Genomic DNA, 15,736 nt, shown 5'->3' with positions numbered 1-15,736 from the left:
GGGGTTAAGAGGGGAAGTATGGCAACGATCCTCGTAGTCGATGACGAAATGGGAATCCGGGAGCTGCTCTCGGAGATCCTCAGCGACGAAGGCCACGTGGTCGAACTCGCGGAAAACGCGCACCAGGCGCGCGAATACCGCGCGACGGGCACGCCTGACCTCGTGCTGCTCGATATCTGGATGCCCGACACCGATGGTGTGACGCTGCTCAAGGAATGGTCCGCGCAGGGCCAGCTGACGATGCCCGTCATCATGATGTCGGGCCACGCCACCATCGACACGGCAGTCGAGGCGACCAAGATCGGCGCACTGAATTTCCTGGAGAAGCCGATCGCGCTGCAGAAGCTGCTGTCCGCGGTCGAGCAGGGACTGGCGCGCGGCGTCGATCGCCCGCGCAGCGCCCCGGCCACTGCGGCCGCGCCGGCCACCGCGCCCTCGGCCGAAGCCGGCACGGTCGGCGCCGCGCCCGAGCCCGCCGTCGAGGCCGCCCCCAACGGCAACCCCGCGCGCGTGCCCGAGGCCGAGATGCAGTTCTCCTTCGACATGCCGCTGCGCGAAGCGCGCGACCTGTTCGAGCGCGCCTACTTTGAATACCACCTGCTGCGCGAACACGGCAGCATGACCCGCGTGGCCGAGAAGACCGGCCTGGAACGCACCCACCTGTACCGCAAGCTCAAGCAGCTCGGCGTCGAACTGGGCCGCAACAAGCCCGAGCCTGCCGAACAATGAGGCAGTGACGCAGATGACGCTTGACTGGCTAAAAAAGTCCAGTTATAGTTTCGCTTCTTTGGCCCGGTAGCTCAGTCGGTAGAGCAGAGGATTGAAAATCCTTGTGTCGGCGGTTCGATTCCGTCCCAGGCCACCAGAACAAGAAAAGCCCGGCTCCTGCAGCCGGGCTTTTTGCTTTGGGCGCTGTCCTGCTGCCAAGGCAATACCTTTGCACAACTTGCAACAGACAATCCAGAAGTAAATAACTTCTACTTGGCACCCGATATATGTATCTCTACGATGCCCTGATGCCCTGCCACCCGGCAGCGCATGCCGAGCCGGTCAAGCCGCGCCAATAGAGCGGACAACGCCGGTCCAGGGCTATCGTTTCTCTACCGGGGGTCTGATGGATACGTTGATCGGGGATGACAAGCGCTGGCCGCCGGAAGGCGCGAGCAGCGAGCGCGGACTGTGGAAGAGCACCATGGCCGCGGCCAGCCACGCGCTTGGCGCGGCCGGGCGGATACAGCAGGCGGTCACGCAGACGCTGAAGCTGCAGCGCAAGGTCCGCGATTTGCGCGACGAACTCCACAAGGCGGAAGCCGAGCGCGATGTCTACCGTGAGCTGCACGCCCGCACCGTCGACGAACTGCACCAGGCCATCGACCGCAGTCCGGCGCAGATGAAACGGCTGCGCGCGGAGGCCGAGGCGATGCAGGTGCGGCACCGCGCCTACAAGCTGCTGGTCCAGCACTACATGCGCCTGGGTACGCCGATCGATGCGGCGGCATTCGCCGAGCAGCGCAGCCGCGTGCAGCAGCACATCCTGTTCCAGCGCCGCAAGGGCATCCCGGTGTCGCAGATCAGCGTCGACGACATCGCGTTCCTGTTGCGCTGAGGCGCGCGCTGCGGCCGTGATGCCGCTCGCTTTGCCGCGATGGGCCCGGCTGCACTAACGGCCCGCGGCCAGCGCGGCGATTCGATACCGCGCGTCTGCACACAACAAAGCGGCCACGCATTGACGCGCTCCGTGCGCGAACGGAACACTGTCGCGTCCGCGCTCACCACGTGTGCGCGGGTTTGCTACTGAACCGCCACCGTTCGAGGCGTCGTCTCAGGCGACGTTTTCCATCTTGCCGCTGCACGCTTTCCCCACTGCCTTTGCCGCGATCTCGCGGCCGCTCTCGTATCCCGTTCGTGGCTCCGCTCGATCGCCGCTGCGCGCCGTCAACGGAGCGCAGCGATGAGTACGCTGGCACGCCGCCTGGTGGCCGAAGGCCTGGGCACGGCCCTGCTGGTGGCGATCGTGGTGGGCTCCGGCATCCGCGCCGAGCGGCTCGCCGCGGGCGACACCGCGCTGGCGCTGCTGGCCAATTCGCTGGCCACCGGGGCCGGGCTGGTGGCGCTGCTGGTGTCGCTGGGCCCGGTGTCGGGCGGACATTTCAACCCGGTGGTGAGCCTGTCGGCGCTGGTGCAGGGCGCGCTGTCGCCGCGCGATGCGCTGCGCTACGTGCTGGTGCAGGTGGCCGGCGGCGTCTGCGGCGTGCTGGCCGCGCATGCGATGTTCGGCGAGCCGGCGCTGGCCTGGTCGGCGCAGAGCCGCACCGGTGCGTCGATGTGGTGGAGCGAGTGCGTGGCGACCTTCGGGCTGGTGGGCGTGGGCATCGGCACGCTGCGCAGCCGGCCGCAGCTGGTGCCGTTCGTGGTGGCGGGCTATATCACCGCGGGGTACTGGTTCACGTCGTCGACCTCGTTCGCCAACCCCGCGCTGACCATTGCCTGCGCGCTGACCGATACCTTTACCGGGATCCGACCGGCGGATGTGCCGGGCTTTGTGCTGGCGCAGATCGGCGGCGGGCTGGCCGCGACGCTGCTGTTCCACTGGCTGTGCCGCAAGCCCGTGCCCGCGGCTGGCGATATCAAGGGCTCGCGCCGCGCCTACCAGCGCCGATTGAGCTGCACGCCGAAGATCGAGCCGCTCGGCTGCGAGGCCCAGGCGTCGGCGGGCGCGGTGTAGCCGATGCCGTCCACGTCCGAGGCCCGGCTGTAGGTGTAGAACGCGCGCAGGTTGGCGTTGCCCGCCGACTTGCCCAGCGTCAGCGTCGGCGCCACGGTAAGCGCGGTGCGCTGGCCGCTGACGCCGAAACCGGAAGAGATCTGGTCGTGCGAGACCTCGAAATTCAGCCGGAACTGGTCGCTGGCCACATAGGCGGGGCGCAGGCGCGTGGTGGTCCACTGCATCGTGCCGACCGGCGAGCGGTCGAACTGCAGGCTTTGTTCCACCGCGCCGGTCAGCCCCGAGCGCCCCTTCCATTCGATCGATTCGGCCACACGCATGCGCGACAGCGACGGGCCCATGCCGGTATAGCCGGTCATGGCGTTGCGCGAGCCCGAGCCGAACTGCAGGCCGAGGCGGTTGGTGCCGAACAGCACGCCTTTCTGCTCATGCAGGGCGGACGCCCACCAGGCGCCGCCAGTGTCTTCCACCATCGGCTGCGCTTCCACGCGCGTAAAGCCGAGCTGGACCGAGCCCTTTTCGTTGGTGCTGATCGGCGCGGTGCGCACCGAGTGGTAGCTCGGCAGGTTCTGGCCGTTCTGGTCGGCGCGCGCGGTGTACTGGTAGCTCAGGCCGATATCGCCGATCACCTTGGCGTTGTCCACGCCGAAGCGCATCGCCGTGGAATTGGGCGGCAGCAGGCCGGACGACATAAGGAAGGGCGCGTTGTCGCGCCGGCCGGCCCACATGGTGCCGCCGTCCAGCACCGCGAGGCCACTGACTGCGGTATAGAACTGCGGTACCAGCGCATAGGGATCGACCGCCGTCGGGCGGCCGTTGACGGTGGTGGCATCGGTGCCGCGCGCCTGCGCAATGAACATCACCTGCGCACCGCCGTCCAGGTCAAGCACGGATTCGCGGATCTTGACCTCCCCGGCGCTGCGGCAGTCCAGGCCGCCGCCGATTCCGGTCGAGAGCGCGCCGCCGGGGCAGGCGCGCATGGTGGCCGGGCGCTCCTCGACTGCGGCTCGGCCGCTGTAGCTCAGGCGCCACACGGTGTCGACTGCGGCATCGTCGGCGGGCAACTGCGAGCGCAGCACCGGCGGGGCATCGGGTGGTGCCTCCCCTGGGGCCTCGGCCCTGGTCTGCGTGGGCTGGGCGGGCGCCTCGGCCTGAAACTCGCCGAGCCGGGGCGGGAACAGCACCAGTGGCGGCGGCGCAGGGGGCGGTGGCTCGGGTGGGCCGACGAAGTTCGGGTCGGCTGCCGGGTTGGTGGCGGCAACGCTTGCGGGGGCGCTGGTGTCGGGCTGCGCAGCAGACGGTGCGGGCTGAGCCTGGGCCTGTGCAGGCGGGGCGGCGGCAGCGTCCGGCGCTGGTGCCGCGTCGCCGGCAATCAGTGCGGCCAGCGGGTCGTCCGGGGCCGCAGCGGCTTGCGTGGCTGGCTGGGCCGACGTGGCCGGCGCATTAGTCGCGGCTGGCTGCGCCATGGCGGGGCCAACTGCGGACACCACGGACGGCACCTCCGGCCGCGGCTCAAAGCGCGGCGGCGGCGTGGTCGTGTCCGTGCTCGTGCTGAAAATCGAGCCACCGGTCTGCGCGCACGCCACCAGTCCCCACGCGGCGAGCACGGCAAAGCCGAGGCGGCGCAGGGGCAGGCCGCCGCGCCCGGCCGGGATGCGCGGGCAGGGCGGCGAAGCGGTGATGCGGCGGGAGGCGGACAACAATTCAGGCATGCAGCAATGGTGGCCGGAGCAGACAAACCCTCCGGGGGGTGGGGTCTGTTTTTTATCAGCCGGTTCATTTGACCGCAAGCCGGGTTACAAAATCCATCGTAGTGTTGCTCGTCTCACAATGCGAAAAGCACTTGGGACTGGCGTGATCGACTAGCGAAAACCCGCACTTGCGCAGGGCCCCGTGGCGAAAGGGCCACCGCTATAATCGGCTGGCTTGTCTTTCGGGTAAGACAGCCCTCGCCGCGCGCGCCGCTTTTCCGATCACGACTGGGCGGACAAGTCCGTGGCTGCCGCGACCAGTGTCCGGCACTGGGGGGCACACCGCCGTGCCCGTTCGCAACAGGCACAGCGTTGCGCAGGCCACCGTACCCCGGCGGCCGGTGCGTCACGGTCTGGTGCGTGGCCTCATGCGAGCCGCGCGCCCGCATCCGAATCAATATCTATAAGAGGAGAAGTGGAGATGGAACGTCGTTCCTTTCTGTTGAAAGCGTCGGCCGTGGCCGCAACCGGGGCACTGGCCGCGTGCGGCAAGGGTGAACAAAAGGCAGCGCCCGCTGCCGCCAGCGGCCCGGCAGCGCCGGCCGTGGTCGGCAGCAACCCCGCCGTGGAATGGCGCCTGGCCTCGAGCTTCCCCAAGTCGCTCGACACCATCTTCGGCGGCGCCGAACTGCTGTCCACGCGCGTGAAGGAACTGACCGACGGCAAGTTCAATATCAAGGTCTTCGCCGCCGGCGAACTGGTGCCGGGCCTGCAGGTGCTGGACGCGGTGCAGAACAACACCGTGCAGCTCGGCCACACCGCCGGCTACTACTACTTCGGCAAGAACCCGACGCTGTGCTTCGACACCACCGTCCCGTTCGGCCTGACCGCGCGCCAGCAGAACGCGTGGATGCTGCAGGGCAACGGCATGAAGCTGATGCGCGAGTTCTTCAAGGAATACAACGTCGTCAACTTCCTGGGCGGCAACACCTGCGCGCAGATGGGCGGCTGGTTCCGCAAGGAAATCAAGACCGTGGCCGACCTGCAGGGCCTGAAGTACCGCATCGCCGGGTTTGCCGGCGTGGTGCTGTCGCGCCTGGGCGTGGTGCCGCAGCAGATCGCCGGCGGCGACATCTACCCGGCGCTGGAAAAGGGCACCATCGACGCGGCCGAGTGGGTGGGCCCGTACGATGACGAGAAGCTGGGCTTCTACAAGGTGGCGCCGTACTACTATTACCCGGGCTGGTGGGAAGGCAGCGCGCAGCTGTCGTTCTACGCCTCGGCCACCGAGTACGAGAAGCTGCCGGCGCTGTACAAGCGCGCGCTGGAAACGGCCACCATCGAGGCCCACACCAACATGATGGCCAAGTACGACACGGTCAACCCGCAGGCGCTGGCCCGCCTGCTGGAAAACGGCGTCAAGCTGCGCCCGTTCTCCAAGGAGATCATGGAAGCGTGCTTCAAGGCGACCCAGGAAGCCTACGCCGACGAAACCGCCAAGAACCCGTCGTTCAAGAAGATCTACGACGACTGGCGTGTGTTCCGCAACAACGAGGCCGCCTGGTTCAACGTGGCCGAGCAGGCCTTCGCGCAGTTCAGCTACGCGCGCAAGTTGTAAGCGGCACGCCGCCCGGGTGACTCCGGGGCGTCCTGCAAACCCCATGTTCCTTCTGGAGCATGGGGTTTTTTGTTGCCGGCCTGACTTGGTCTGCCTTGACCCACCTGCGCGGCGCGGTTTGGCCGGCGCCGGTAGAATCGCCGGCATCTACCGGAATTCCCTATGCAACTCGGCATCCTCTACGCCCTCCTGGCCTATGTCATCTGGGGGCTGCTCCCGCTCTACATCAAGTCGCTGCCCGGCATCGCGCCGGTGGAGATCCTGCTGCACCGGATGGTGTGGTCGCTGGTGTTCCTGGGGCTGATCCTGGCCTGGCGGCGCCAGTGGGGATGGCTCGGCAAGGTGTTGCACGACCGGCGCCTGTTGCTGTCGTTCACGGCCAGCGCGGCGCTGCTGTGCGGCAACTGGTTCCTCTATATCTGGGCGGTGTCCGCCAACCGCGTGGTCGATGCCAGCCTGGGCTACTTCATCAATCCACTGTTCAGCGTGCTGCTGGGCGTGGTGTTCCTGCACGAGCGGCTGCGCCCGGTGCAGTGGCTGTCGATCGCGGTGGCCGCGGCCGGCGTGGCCTGGCTGACGGTGGCGGCGGGCCAGCTGCCGTGGATCGCGCTGGGGCTGGCGGCCAGCTTCGGTGGCTACGGGCTGCTGCGCAAGACCGGGGCGCTGGGCGCGCTCGAAGGGCTGTCGCTGGAAACCCTGCTGTTGTTCCCGATCGCGGCGGCGGTGCTGGCCTACCTGTTCGCCACCGGGCAGGACGGCTTCACCCACGCAGCACCGGGTACGCAGTTGCTGCTGCTGATGGCGGGGCCGGTGACGGCGGTGCCGCTGCTGTTCTTTGCGGCCGGTGCGCGCCGCATCCCGCTGTCGCTGCTGGGCCTGCTGCAGTACACCGGGCCGACGCTGCAGCTGCTGCTGGGCGTGTGGCTGTGGAACGAGCCGTTCCCGGCGCAGAAGCAGGTCGGCTACGCGCTGATCTGGATCTCGCTGGCGCTGTATGCGGCCGAGGGACTGTGGATGAACGCGCGGCAGAAGCCATCGGCCATCCAGCCGACTAATGAGTCAGTCTAAAGATTGACCAGCTTCATTCTTCACACGGATAACAATACGGTGCCTGGCCACCATGTCCGCCCCGCCTGATGCCACGCCCGCGCTCCAGCGCAAGATCATCCATTGCGACTGCGACTGCTTCTACGCCTCGGTCGAGATGCGCGACGACCCGTCGCTGCGCGGCCGCCCGATGGCCGTGGGCGGCTCGCCCGACCGCCGCGGGGTGATCGCCACCTGCAACTACGAGGCGCGCGCCTTTGGCGTGCGCTCGGCGATGGCGTCGGCGCAAGCGCTCAAGCGCTGCCCCGAGCTGCTGATCGTGCGCCCGGCGATGGACAAATACCGCGAGGTGTCGCGCCAGATCTTCGCGATCTACCGTGAATACACCGAGCTGGTCGAGCCGCTGTCGCTGGACGAGGCCTACCTCGATGTCAGCCGCTGCACCCGCCACGCCGGCAGCGCCACGCGCATCGCCGAAGAGATCCGCCAGCGCGTGCGCGATGAGGTGGGGGTGACGGTCTCGGCGGGCGTGGGACCGAGCAAGTTCGTCGCCAAGGTCGCCAGCGACTGGAACAAGCCCGACGGGCTGTTCGTGGTCAGGCCCGCGGCGGTCGACGCCTTTGTCGCCACGCTGCCAGTGGAGCGCATCCACGGCGTGGGCACGGTCACCGCAGCCAAGTTGCGGCGCCTGGGAGCCGAGACCTGCGGCGACCTGCGGCCCTGGTCGGCCGACCGGCTGCACCGCGAGTTCGGTGCCTTCGGGGCGCGGCTCTACCGGCTGTGCCGGGGCGTGGACGAGCGCGAGGTGTCGCCGGAGCGTGAGCGCAAGTCGATCAGCGTGGAAGAAACCTATGCCGACGACCTGCCCGACCTGCAGGCGTGCCTGGCCGAGCTGGAGCCGCTGGTCGCGATGCTGGAGGGCCGCATTGCGCGGGCGCAGGCGCACGACACCATCGACAAGCTGACGGTCAAGCTGCGTTTCTCGGATTTCCGCCAGACCACGGTGGAATGCCGTGGCCATGCGCCCGACCGCGCCGTCTATGCGCGCCTGCTGGCCGAAGGGCATGCGCGCCGCGGGCTGCCGGTGCGGCTGCTGGGCGTCGGGGTAGGGACCAGCGACCGGGATACGTCGCAGCTGGAATTGTTCGACTGAGCCTCGACTGGGCCCCAATGATTATTCAAGCGAATAATCAACGAACCAAGAAAATCATCACCTCGATAAGTCGCGACAATACTTTTGCCTACTGCAGGTCATTGCGCATCACCAGCAGCCACGGCATATGCGAGTTGGTCAGGCCATCGAGCCGGCCTGAATCACCCAGCTCGATCTCTTCCATCGACACCGACTGCTGCACGTTGCCGCCGATGGCGCGTACCATGCGCGCTGCCGGATCCACCGCGACCACGATGTCGCAATGCATCGGCGTGGTGCCGAAGCCGATCTCGCCGATGTCCTCCAGGTAGCGCTCACGCCCGCGACCCGCGCAGATGATGTCGCCGGGGCGCGGCATGGCAGGCATCGGCTCGAGATGGAAGGCAGGTCGGGGCAGGATGCCGTCGCGCGCATCCACCACGTACATCGAATGCGACTGGCCGGTCAGGAACTGGCGCTCGTCCAGTCCCGCCTTGCGCAGCACCCAGGAGACGAACACCGCCGACCAGGCCCACGCACCCTGCGTCACCTGCTGGCAGCTCGGGGCCTCGCCGACGATGCCCCAATAGCGGCGGGCGAGGGTGCAGCCCAGCGGCGTCGCTTCCATGCCGGTGCCGTCGGGGAAGGACAGGCAGTTGGACAACGGCGGCTGGTTGGCATTGGTTTCGGTGTCGGCGCTGGTGGGGAACTGGCCGGGGGCCTGCCTATCGCCCGGGACCTCCGGCGGCTCGGGCAGCGGCGGGGGCAGTTCCGGCGCGGGCAGCGGGCTGTAGGTGACGCAGGCGGTATCGTCGCGGCCCAGCCGCACCACCTGGCCGCCCCAGCGTGCCCACTCCTGCGTGGCAATCTCCACGATACGTTCACGCGGCGTGGCGCCTGGATGCGTTAGCGGCCTTTCGTTGTCGGGCAGGGCGCGCGCCTGCGGCCGGGCGGTTTCGCTGATGGTGGTACAGGCGCTGAGCAGCGCAAGCGCCACGGCGGCGCAAAATGCCTGTGGAGAAACCTGTGGAATCGACTGTGGAAAGCGTTGTGAATAACGCTGTGGAGATCTGCGGCGCGGCGGACGGGCAAACATGGGAGCCCCACGTACTGCGGCACCCGGTCAGGCCAGCAACAGCCAAGGCTGGACGCCTGTTGGAAGACTTCGCTCGCGATCGCTGTGGCTGCGGCTACAGCGATGCGGCGGATACTGCAGAAATTCCGATTCCCTACTGTGGATAACGTCCCCCGCCTGGCGCACACCTGCGCCCTCGGGCACCGGGCGGCGGCATGGCGGGGTCAGGCAAATCCGGGCCGTGCAGTGCTGCAGCCCGTCAGGCTCACTGGTTGACCGCGTCCTTGAACTTCTGGCCGGCCTTGAACTTCACGGTCTTGGCGGCTTCGACCTTGATTTCTTCGCCGGTGCGCGGGTTGCGCGCCATGCGCTCGCCACGCTCGCCCTTGCTGAACGTGCCAAAGCCGATGAGGCTCAGCGTGTCGCCCTTGGCCACGGCGTCCATGATGGCCGACAGGGTCACGTTCAGTGCCTGTTCCGCCTTGGCCTTGGTCAGACCGTCAACCCCGGCTGCGATCGCGTCGATCAGTTCGGTTTTCGTCATGCTTCACTCCGTATCGAGTTGATAAAACACAGGCGTCCCGGTCCCGGGCGGCCAGGCTGGCACGGCCCCGGCAAAGACGCCGCGGGCCACATGATACCGTGTCGGACAAGGCGCACCGGGAACAGATTGTTACGGGGTAGTTTCCGCCAGCCCGCTTCAGGCCGTGCTTCGCGGCAATGTGACGCAGACTTCGGGCCTGCCGCGCAGGGCCGAAGGCGTGACGGAAACGCTTCATGGAGCCTCTACACGGCCCTGGACGCGTTCCGGGCTAGCCAGGGGGTGGAGCAGCGTGCAAGAGGGCCCTGGGAGGCTGTAGAGGGCCTCTCGTCGTCTTTCGCAGGACGGAGTAGCCCACAGACCTCAATCGCGCTCAGGGACCGCTGGCGGCGCCATACAGCCGCCATACCAGCCGCCATGCACTATGTTGCACATCCGCCTACCCAGCCGCAGCTGACCGAAACCTTGCTGGTATTCGGCCCATGCATGAGGTCCAGGCGCTTCCGGCAGCCGCCGCGCATCGCGCCGCAGGCGCCCGCGTATACGCCGTCGACACATCAGTGCTGCGTATACCCCCCGGCGGCGTATACGCCGCTTCCCTCAAAAACCAAAGAGTCTCGCCCAAGCCTGGCGTAAACGGCCACCTCCATTCGGCTGAGCCTTGCTTCGGGCCGCCGGGGTGGGCTCGTTCTTTCGGTTTACGTCTTTCTTTTCATGTATACAAATAGTGGTAGTAGGTAAACACCCGCCCGCGCTGTGGAAAACCCCGTAAACGTCTTTTGGCTCAACGGTTTACGTAAACGAGAAGTAGGCTTGTCCAGTGTTGGTCGCGGTGGATGACTCGGCCATATGGGTGAGGTCGGTGCCGGAGCCCCTCCGACTTATGCCTGACGCATCCCCATACCAGCCCCAGGCAGCCCACATCGAATCCGCGTGCTTTTCCACAGTTGGGGGCCGGGTTATCCACAGCGGGAGACGTAAACGATTGGCGCGGCGGTTGGGAAACGGCTTGGCGTATGCCGCGTAAACCGGGCGGTCACACCGGCGCGCGAGGTATACGCGGTCGCGCAGAGGTGGGTGCGCGTATACGGGCGGCGGCGCCTGGTGCCGGCACGCGCAGAGCGCACGTATACGTGTCGCGGCCGCGCCGGTATCATGCCGATCGCGCCGGAACGGCCGGCACAGCAGCCACAACAGGCGATACGCACGGAAAGGCAAATGGCGGACAAGGCAAAGCGCAAGGCAGCGGGCGAGGGCAGGAAGAAGACGGCGAGCGACCGGATCGAGGTGCGCCAGTCAGGCGTGCACGGCAAGGGCGTCTATGCGATCGCGCCGATTGCCGAAGGCGAGCGCGTGATCGAGTACAAGGGTGAGCACATCTCGTGGAAGAAGGCGCTGGAGCGCCATCCGCACGATCCAAGCGATCCCAACCACACCTTCTATTTCAGCCTCGACGATGGCAGCGTGATCGACGCCAAGTACGGCGGCAACCGCGCACGCTGGATCAACCACGCCTGCGAGCCCAACTGCGAGGCGCGCGAGAAGAAGGGCCGGGTGTTTATCCATGCGCTGCGCGATATCGCCCAGGGCGAAGAGCTGTTCTATGACTACGGCCTGGTCATCGACGCGCGCTATACCGCGAAGCTGAAGAAAGAGTTCGAGTGCCGCTGCGGCAGCCCGCAATGCCGCGGCACGATGCTGGCGCCCAAGGAAAAGAAGAAGAAGTAAGCCGGCGCCCGAGCCCGCCTCGCGCGCAGCGAGCGGGGTCAGGCCACCGAGCCCGCCGGCTCGCAGGGGATCCGGATCACGAAGCGCATCGTCGGCCGCCGCTCCGGCGGGCCGTCACCCAAGTTTGCCGGAGCCGGCGCAACGCCAGGCACCGGCGGCACATCCTCGATGCGGATGGAGCCCTGGTGCAGGGTCACGATCTCATGCACGATGGCCAGCCCCAGGCCGGCGCCGCCGGTGGGCGCGGCACGGCCGCCCCCGCCCGGTTCCGGCGAGCGGTCGCCGCGGAAGAAGCGCTTGAACACCTCCTCGCGCCGCTGCGGCGGGATGCCGGGGCCGTTGTCTTCCACCATCACCACCGCCATGCCGCGATGGCCCATGGCCTCGCCGCCGGCGCGCACCGTGATGCGCCCGCCCGCGGGCACGTACTTCACCGCATTGTCGATCAGGTTGGACAGCGCCTCGCGCATCAGCAGCCGGTTGCCGCGCACGATCGCCGGCGCGCTGCCGGTGAAGGTGGGGCCGGGCAGCACCTCGAAGCCCAGGTCGATGCGGCGCGCCAGCGCCTGCGGCACCCACTCGGCGCCGGTTTCGAAGGCAAGCTCGGCCAGGTCGAAGTGTTCCACCGGCCCCAGCCGTTCCAGCGACAGCCCGGGCTCGGCGCGCGCCAGCGACAGCAGCTGGTTGGACAGCCGCACCGCGCGGTCGGCCGCGGTCTGCACCTCGCGCAGCGCGTGACGGGTGATTTCCAGCGAATCGGCCTCCATGGCCCGGTCGGCGTGCAGCTTGACCGCGGTCAGCGGCGTGCGCAGCTGGTGCGCGGCGTCGGCGATGAACTTGCGCTGGGCGTCGAGCGCATCGCGCAGCCGTGCCAGCAGCGCGTTCAGGCCGCGGATCAGCGGCGCGACCTCGGCCGGCACCTGGGTTTCGTCCAGCGGCGCCAGCGACTTCGCGGTCTGCCGGTTGAGCTTGTCGGCCAGGATCTGCAGCGGCACCAGCTCTTCCTTGAGCACGTGCGACAGGATCAGGCTGCCCACCAGCAGCAGCAGGATCAGCGGCACCGAGACCGACAGCAGGATCTCGTTGGCGGCGGTCTCGCGCCGGTCGAGCAGCTCGGCCACTTCCACCACGATCGGCCCCCCGCGCGCGGCCTTGCCTGCCTCGCTGGTGCCGAGTTCGTCCACGGCGGGGCTGGGCAGCATTACCGGCAGGCGCACAGCGCGTACCTGGCGCCCGCTGAACCAGGCGTAGAAGAGCCGGGCGTCGTGCAGCGTGGTCTGGCCGGTGCCGTAGCCGAGCCACGTGTCCATGCCGCCGATCAGCCCGTCGGGGCCGTGGATGCGCCAGTAGATGCGGTCGGTGCCCTCGGCCTCGACCAGCGTCTGCGCGATCATCGGGATGTCCTGCTCCAGGCGCGGGCCGGCGATGCGGATCTGCTGGGCGATATTGTTGGCCACGCCGTACAGCGCGCGGTCGAACACCTGCGTGGTGTAGTGCGCCGCCAGCCAGTACGACAGCGAGCCGCTGGTCAGCACCAGGGCAAACAGCGGCGTGGCCAGCGCGCGCAGCAGGTGCACGCGTAGGCTGGGATTGGAGCCGGGGCGGGTGGCCTGGCGTGCAACAGATGCAGCGGGCTCGGCGCCAGACACGGCCGCGCCGCCGCCGGCGACGGGCTCGGCGGCAGAGGCGGAACGGGAATTACGAGATCTGGGCCACATTGCCGGCTAGGCCGAGAGGCGCGGCCGCAACGCTGCCTGCGGCCGGTCGGGGTTCATTGGCCGGCGCGGTTCTGCAGCAGGTAGCCGAAGCCGCGCACGGTGACGATCTCGACATCGCTGTCCTCGAGCTTCTTGCGCACGCGGTGCACATAGACCTCGATCGCGGTGTCGCCCACTGTGTCGCCGCCTTCGCCGGCGGGGTGTGCAAAGGTGGCCAGATGGTCCTGCAGCTGCGCCTTGCTGACCACGCGGCCCTGGCGTTGCAGCAGCAGCTCGAGCACCGCGAACTCGCGCGGCGACAGTTCCAGCGGGCGGGCGTCGATAAACATGCGGCGGTCGTTGCCCGACAGCCGCAGGCGCCCCAGGCGCACGTCGCGTTCGGGCGCGGCCTCGCCGTGCTGGCTGCGGCGCAGCAGCACGCGCACGCGGGCTTCCAGCTCGGGCAGCGCGAAGGGTTTGATCAGGTAATCGTCGGCGCCGGCGTTCAGGCCGGAGAGCTTGTCTTCCAGCTCGTCGCGCGCGGTCAGGATGATCACGGGGGTGGTGCGGTTGCGGGCGCGGTAGCGCGCCAGCAGGGTCATGCCGTCGATGCCGGGCAGGCCCAGGTCGAGGATGACCAGGTCGTGCTGCTCGCGCAGCAGGTGTTCGGTGGCATAGACGCCGTCATGGACGACGCGCACCTGGTGGCCGGCGCGGGACAGGCCAGCTTCGACGCCGCTGGCAATCTGGCGGTCGTCCTCGATCAGCAGGATACGCATGGCGGCTCGGGCAGGAAGTTGGGCATGGCTGGAAGGTAGGGCCCCTGGCGCACATGTGGTGCGGGCCTGCCAGAGATTGTACAAGGCGCGGGCGGCCGGTTCCTTACGGTTAGCCTACAGCCGCGCCCGCAGCCATGCCCGGCTGCGCCCCCGTACTCAGTCCTGCGCCACCGCGGCGGCGGCGCGCTCGATAAAGTGGGCCAGGTCGATGTCGCGCTGCGTCAGGCCGTTGGCGTCATGCGTGGACAGCGTGATATCGACGCGGTTGTAGACGTTGAACCATTCCGGGTGGTGGTCGGCCTTCTCGGCCTGGATCGCCACGCGCGTCATGAAGCCGAAGGCGGCGTTGAAGTCGTGGAAGGTAAAGCGCTTGAAGATCGCGTCGCGGTCCTGGACGGTCGTCCAGCCGGGCAGGTCGGCCAGCAGCGTGGCGCGTGCTTGCGGAGAAAGAGGGGTCATAGGGGGCTCGATCTGGTCGTAGGAAAACGAAGGCCGCAACAATGCGGACAGCCGGCCCGCCCGCGCCGTGGCGGCGGGCATGCCGGCATTGTTTCACAAAGCGGAAAGTGAGGCAGGGCCCGAAGGCCCCGGGTTTGCGGGCGTTGCCGCTCAGTTGTCGTTGCGCGGCGCTCAGATATCGTCCGTCTGGGCCCAGCCTTCGCGGGTGCCGACGTTGATCACCTGGTCGCCCGGCGCCACGTCGCCCGCGCCCAGCGTGGGCTGCGCGCGCAGTTCCTGGTACAGCGGCGCGAAGTCGGGCCGGGTAGCGTCGAACAGCTGCTCGAAGCTGTCGATCACGAAGTAGGTCTTCTGGAAGGTATCGATGCGGTAGCGCGTGCGCATGATGCGGCGCACATCGAAGCCGATGCGGTTGGGGCTGGCCGAATCCAGGCTGTAGATCGACTCGCCCTGGCTGGAGACGATGCCCGCGCCGTAGATGCGCAGCCCTTGCGGCGTGCGGATCAGGCCAAATTCAACGGTGTACCAGTACAGGCGCGACAGCATGTCCAGCGCGCCCATCCCGGCCGCCTTCAGGCCGCCCTTGCCGTAGGCCTCCATGTAGTCGGCAAAGACCGGGTTGATCAGCAGCGGCACATGCCCGAACACATCATGGAAGCAATCCGGCTCCTGCAGGTAGTCGAGCTGCTCGGGCTTGCGCATCCACCAGCTGGCCGGGAAGCGGCGGTTGGCCAGGTGCTCGAAGAACACCTCGTCCGGCACCAGCCCCGGCACGGCCACCACCTGCCAGCCGGTGGCGCGCATCAGGGTTTCGTTGAGCTGGTCGAATTCGGGGACGCGGTCCTTTTCCATGCCGAGCGTGGCCAGGCCTTGCAGGAACTCGTCGCTGACCCGGCCCTGCAGCATCGAGGCCTGGCGCTCGTACAGCTTGCGCCAGATGGCGTGGTCGGTGCTGGTGTAGCGGTGCACCGGCTGCTCGATGGTGAAATCCGGGCGCAGCGACTGGCCGGACAGCAGACCGGCGTCGAACTGTTCCTTGAGCTTGTCGGTCAGGGTGCCCTGGAAGGCGCTGTCGGGGGCCGGTGCGGCCGTAGCGGTGGCGGACATGGGGGAACGTCTCCTTGGAATGCGTGGCTGCTGCATCGTCGGCAGCAAGAATGCGGATTTACTGCGTAGTTTAGCCATCGACACGCGCAAACTGGCCGCATAATCCGCTTGTTTCCAGGATCGCGTGCATGTAATGT

At 67.9% G+C, this 15,736-nt stretch carries 14 protein-coding genes and 1 tRNA gene; 8 read left to right on the top strand and 7 right to left on the bottom strand.

Annotated features, from left to right (window positions below; genetic code table 11):
• Positions 1–18 precede the first annotated feature (18 nt).
• The 4 genes from K307_RS25225 to K307_RS25210 all read left to right on the top strand — a co-directional run bounded on the left by K307_RS25225 (position 19) and on the right by K307_RS25210 (position 2,725).
• Positions 19–729, top strand: a complete 711-nt coding sequence (locus K307_RS25225; RefSeq protein ID WP_042883598.1) for a response regulator — start codon at positions 19–21, stop codon at positions 727–729.
• Positions 730–789: 60 nt separating this feature from the next.
• Positions 790–865, top strand: a tRNA-Phe gene (locus K307_RS25220).
• Positions 866–1,114: 249 nt separating this feature from the next.
• Positions 1,115–1,606: a hypothetical protein gene (locus K307_RS25215; RefSeq protein ID WP_042883597.1), complete on the top strand. Its 492-nt coding sequence runs from the start codon at positions 1,115–1,117 to the stop codon at positions 1,604–1,606.
• A gap of 345 nt (positions 1,607–1,951) precedes the next feature.
• Positions 1,952–2,725 carry an aquaporin gene (locus tag K307_RS25210; protein ID WP_230626104.1) on the top strand — a complete coding sequence of 258 codons (774 nt, stop codon included), beginning with the start codon at positions 1,952–1,954 and terminating at the stop codon, positions 2,723–2,725.
• Here the strand turns inward: K307_RS25210 and K307_RS25205 are convergent.
• A complete protein-coding gene (locus K307_RS25205) occupies positions 2,647–4,437 on the bottom strand; it encodes a carbohydrate porin (RefSeq protein WP_080745225.1) in 1,791 nt (596 codons plus the stop codon). The genes K307_RS25210 and K307_RS25205 overlap by 79 nt on opposite strands.
• A gap of 460 nt (positions 4,438–4,897) precedes the next feature.
• Between K307_RS25205 and K307_RS25200 the strand changes: the two genes are divergently transcribed.
• From K307_RS25200 to dinB, 3 genes are all read left to right on the top strand, one after another.
• A complete protein-coding gene (locus K307_RS25200; RefSeq protein ID WP_042883596.1) occupies positions 4,898–6,034 on the top strand; it encodes a TRAP transporter substrate-binding protein in 1,137 nt (378 codons plus the stop codon).
• A 162-nt stretch (positions 6,035–6,196) separates the two neighbouring features.
• Positions 6,197–7,102: an EamA family transporter RarD gene (rarD, locus tag K307_RS25195; RefSeq protein WP_042883595.1), complete on the top strand. Its 906-nt coding sequence runs from the start codon at positions 6,197–6,199 to the stop codon at positions 7,100–7,102.
• Positions 7,103–7,154: 52 nt separating this feature from the next.
• Entirely contained in the window at positions 7,155–8,234 is a 1,080-nt protein-coding gene (gene dinB / locus K307_RS25190; protein ID WP_042883594.1) for a DNA polymerase IV, read from the top strand.
• Positions 8,235–8,322: 88 nt separating this feature from the next.
• Here the strand turns inward: dinB and K307_RS25185 are convergent, their stop codons facing one another.
• Entirely contained in the window at positions 8,323–9,309 is a 987-nt protein-coding gene (locus K307_RS25185) for a DUF2272 domain-containing protein (RefSeq protein WP_042883593.1), read from the bottom strand.
• Positions 9,310–9,553: 244 nt separating this feature from the next.
• Entirely contained in the window at positions 9,554–9,832 is a 279-nt protein-coding gene (locus K307_RS25180; RefSeq protein WP_012354324.1) for an HU family DNA-binding protein, read from the bottom strand.
• A gap of 1,215 nt (positions 9,833–11,047) precedes the next feature.
• Here K307_RS25180 and K307_RS25175 point away from each other — a divergent pair.
• Positions 11,048–11,557 (top strand): SET domain-containing protein, encoded by a 510-nt coding sequence (locus K307_RS25175; protein WP_042883592.1) that lies wholly within the window; start codon positions 11,048–11,050, stop codon positions 11,555–11,557.
• Between the two features lie 38 nt (positions 11,558–11,595).
• Here the strand turns inward: K307_RS25175 and K307_RS25170 are convergent, their stop codons facing one another.
• The 4 genes from K307_RS25170 to phhA form a co-directional block, all read right to left on the bottom strand.
• Positions 11,596–13,275, bottom strand: coding sequence for a sensor histidine kinase (locus K307_RS25170; RefSeq protein WP_042883591.1), 1,680 nt, complete (start codon positions 13,273–13,275; stop codon positions 11,596–11,598).
• Positions 13,276–13,328: 53 nt separating this feature from the next.
• Positions 13,329–14,033 carry a response regulator transcription factor gene (locus K307_RS25165; RefSeq protein ID WP_022537042.1) on the bottom strand — a complete coding sequence of 235 codons (705 nt, stop codon included), beginning with the start codon at positions 14,031–14,033 and terminating at the stop codon, positions 13,329–13,331.
• Positions 14,034–14,189: 156 nt separating this feature from the next.
• Positions 14,190–14,492, bottom strand: a complete 303-nt coding sequence (locus K307_RS25160; RefSeq protein WP_042887391.1) for a 4a-hydroxytetrahydrobiopterin dehydratase — start codon at positions 14,490–14,492, stop codon at positions 14,190–14,192.
• Positions 14,493–14,663: 171 nt separating this feature from the next.
• Positions 14,664–15,599 carry a phenylalanine 4-monooxygenase gene (gene phhA / locus K307_RS25155; protein ID WP_042883590.1) on the bottom strand — a complete coding sequence of 312 codons (936 nt, stop codon included), beginning with the start codon at positions 15,597–15,599 and terminating at the stop codon, positions 14,664–14,666.
• Positions 15,600–15,736: the final 137 nt, after the last annotated feature.

The organism is Cupriavidus necator A5-1, from assembly GCF_000744095.1.
Lineage (GTDB): Bacteria > Pseudomonadota > Gammaproteobacteria > Burkholderiales > Burkholderiaceae > Cupriavidus > Cupriavidus necator_A.
The sequence above is the reverse complement of the archived record's forward strand: the minus strand, read 5'-3'. Positions and strand labels throughout refer to the sequence as shown.

What these genes read in the sequence shown, in the direction of transcription:
- K307_RS25225 (WP_042883598.1), top strand. Translation starts at nt 19, where the DNA reads ATGGCAACGATCCTCGTAGTCGATGACGAAATGGGAATCCGGGAGCTG.
- K307_RS25215 (WP_042883597.1), top strand. Translation starts at nt 1,115, where the DNA reads ATGGATACGTTGATCGGGGATGACAAGCGCTGGCCGCCGGAAGGCGCG.
- K307_RS25210 (WP_230626104.1), top strand. Translation starts at nt 1,952, where the DNA reads ATGAGTACGCTGGCACGCCGCCTGGTGGCCGAAGGCCTGGGCACGGCC.
- K307_RS25205 (WP_080745225.1), bottom strand. Translation starts at nt 4,437, where the DNA reads ATGCCTGAATTGTTGTCCGCCTCCCGCCGCATCACCGCTTCGCCGCCC.
- K307_RS25200 (WP_042883596.1), top strand. Translation starts at nt 4,898, where the DNA reads ATGGAACGTCGTTCCTTTCTGTTGAAAGCGTCGGCCGTGGCCGCAACC.
- rarD (WP_042883595.1), top strand. Translation starts at nt 6,197, where the DNA reads ATGCAACTCGGCATCCTCTACGCCCTCCTGGCCTATGTCATCTGGGGG.
- dinB (WP_042883594.1), top strand. Translation starts at nt 7,155, where the DNA reads ATGTCCGCCCCGCCTGATGCCACGCCCGCGCTCCAGCGCAAGATCATC.
- K307_RS25185 (WP_042883593.1), bottom strand. Translation starts at nt 9,309, where the DNA reads ATGTTTGCCCGTCCGCCGCGCCGCAGATCTCCACAGCGTTATTCACAA.
- K307_RS25180 (WP_012354324.1), bottom strand. Translation starts at nt 9,832, where the DNA reads ATGACGAAAACCGAACTGATCGACGCGATCGCAGCCGGGGTTGACGGT.
- K307_RS25175 (WP_042883592.1), top strand. Translation starts at nt 11,048, where the DNA reads ATGGCGGACAAGGCAAAGCGCAAGGCAGCGGGCGAGGGCAGGAAGAAG.
- K307_RS25170 (WP_042883591.1), bottom strand. Translation starts at nt 13,275, where the DNA reads ATGTGGCCCAGATCTCGTAATTCCCGTTCCGCCTCTGCCGCCGAGCCC.
- K307_RS25165 (WP_022537042.1), bottom strand. Translation starts at nt 14,033, where the DNA reads ATGCGTATCCTGCTGATCGAGGACGACCGCCAGATTGCCAGCGGCGTC.
- K307_RS25160 (WP_042887391.1), bottom strand. Translation starts at nt 14,492, where the DNA reads ATGACCCCTCTTTCTCCGCAAGCACGCGCCACGCTGCTGGCCGACCTG.
- phhA (WP_042883590.1), bottom strand. Translation starts at nt 15,599, where the DNA reads ATGTCCGCCACCGCTACGGCCGCACCGGCCCCCGACAGCGCCTTCCAG.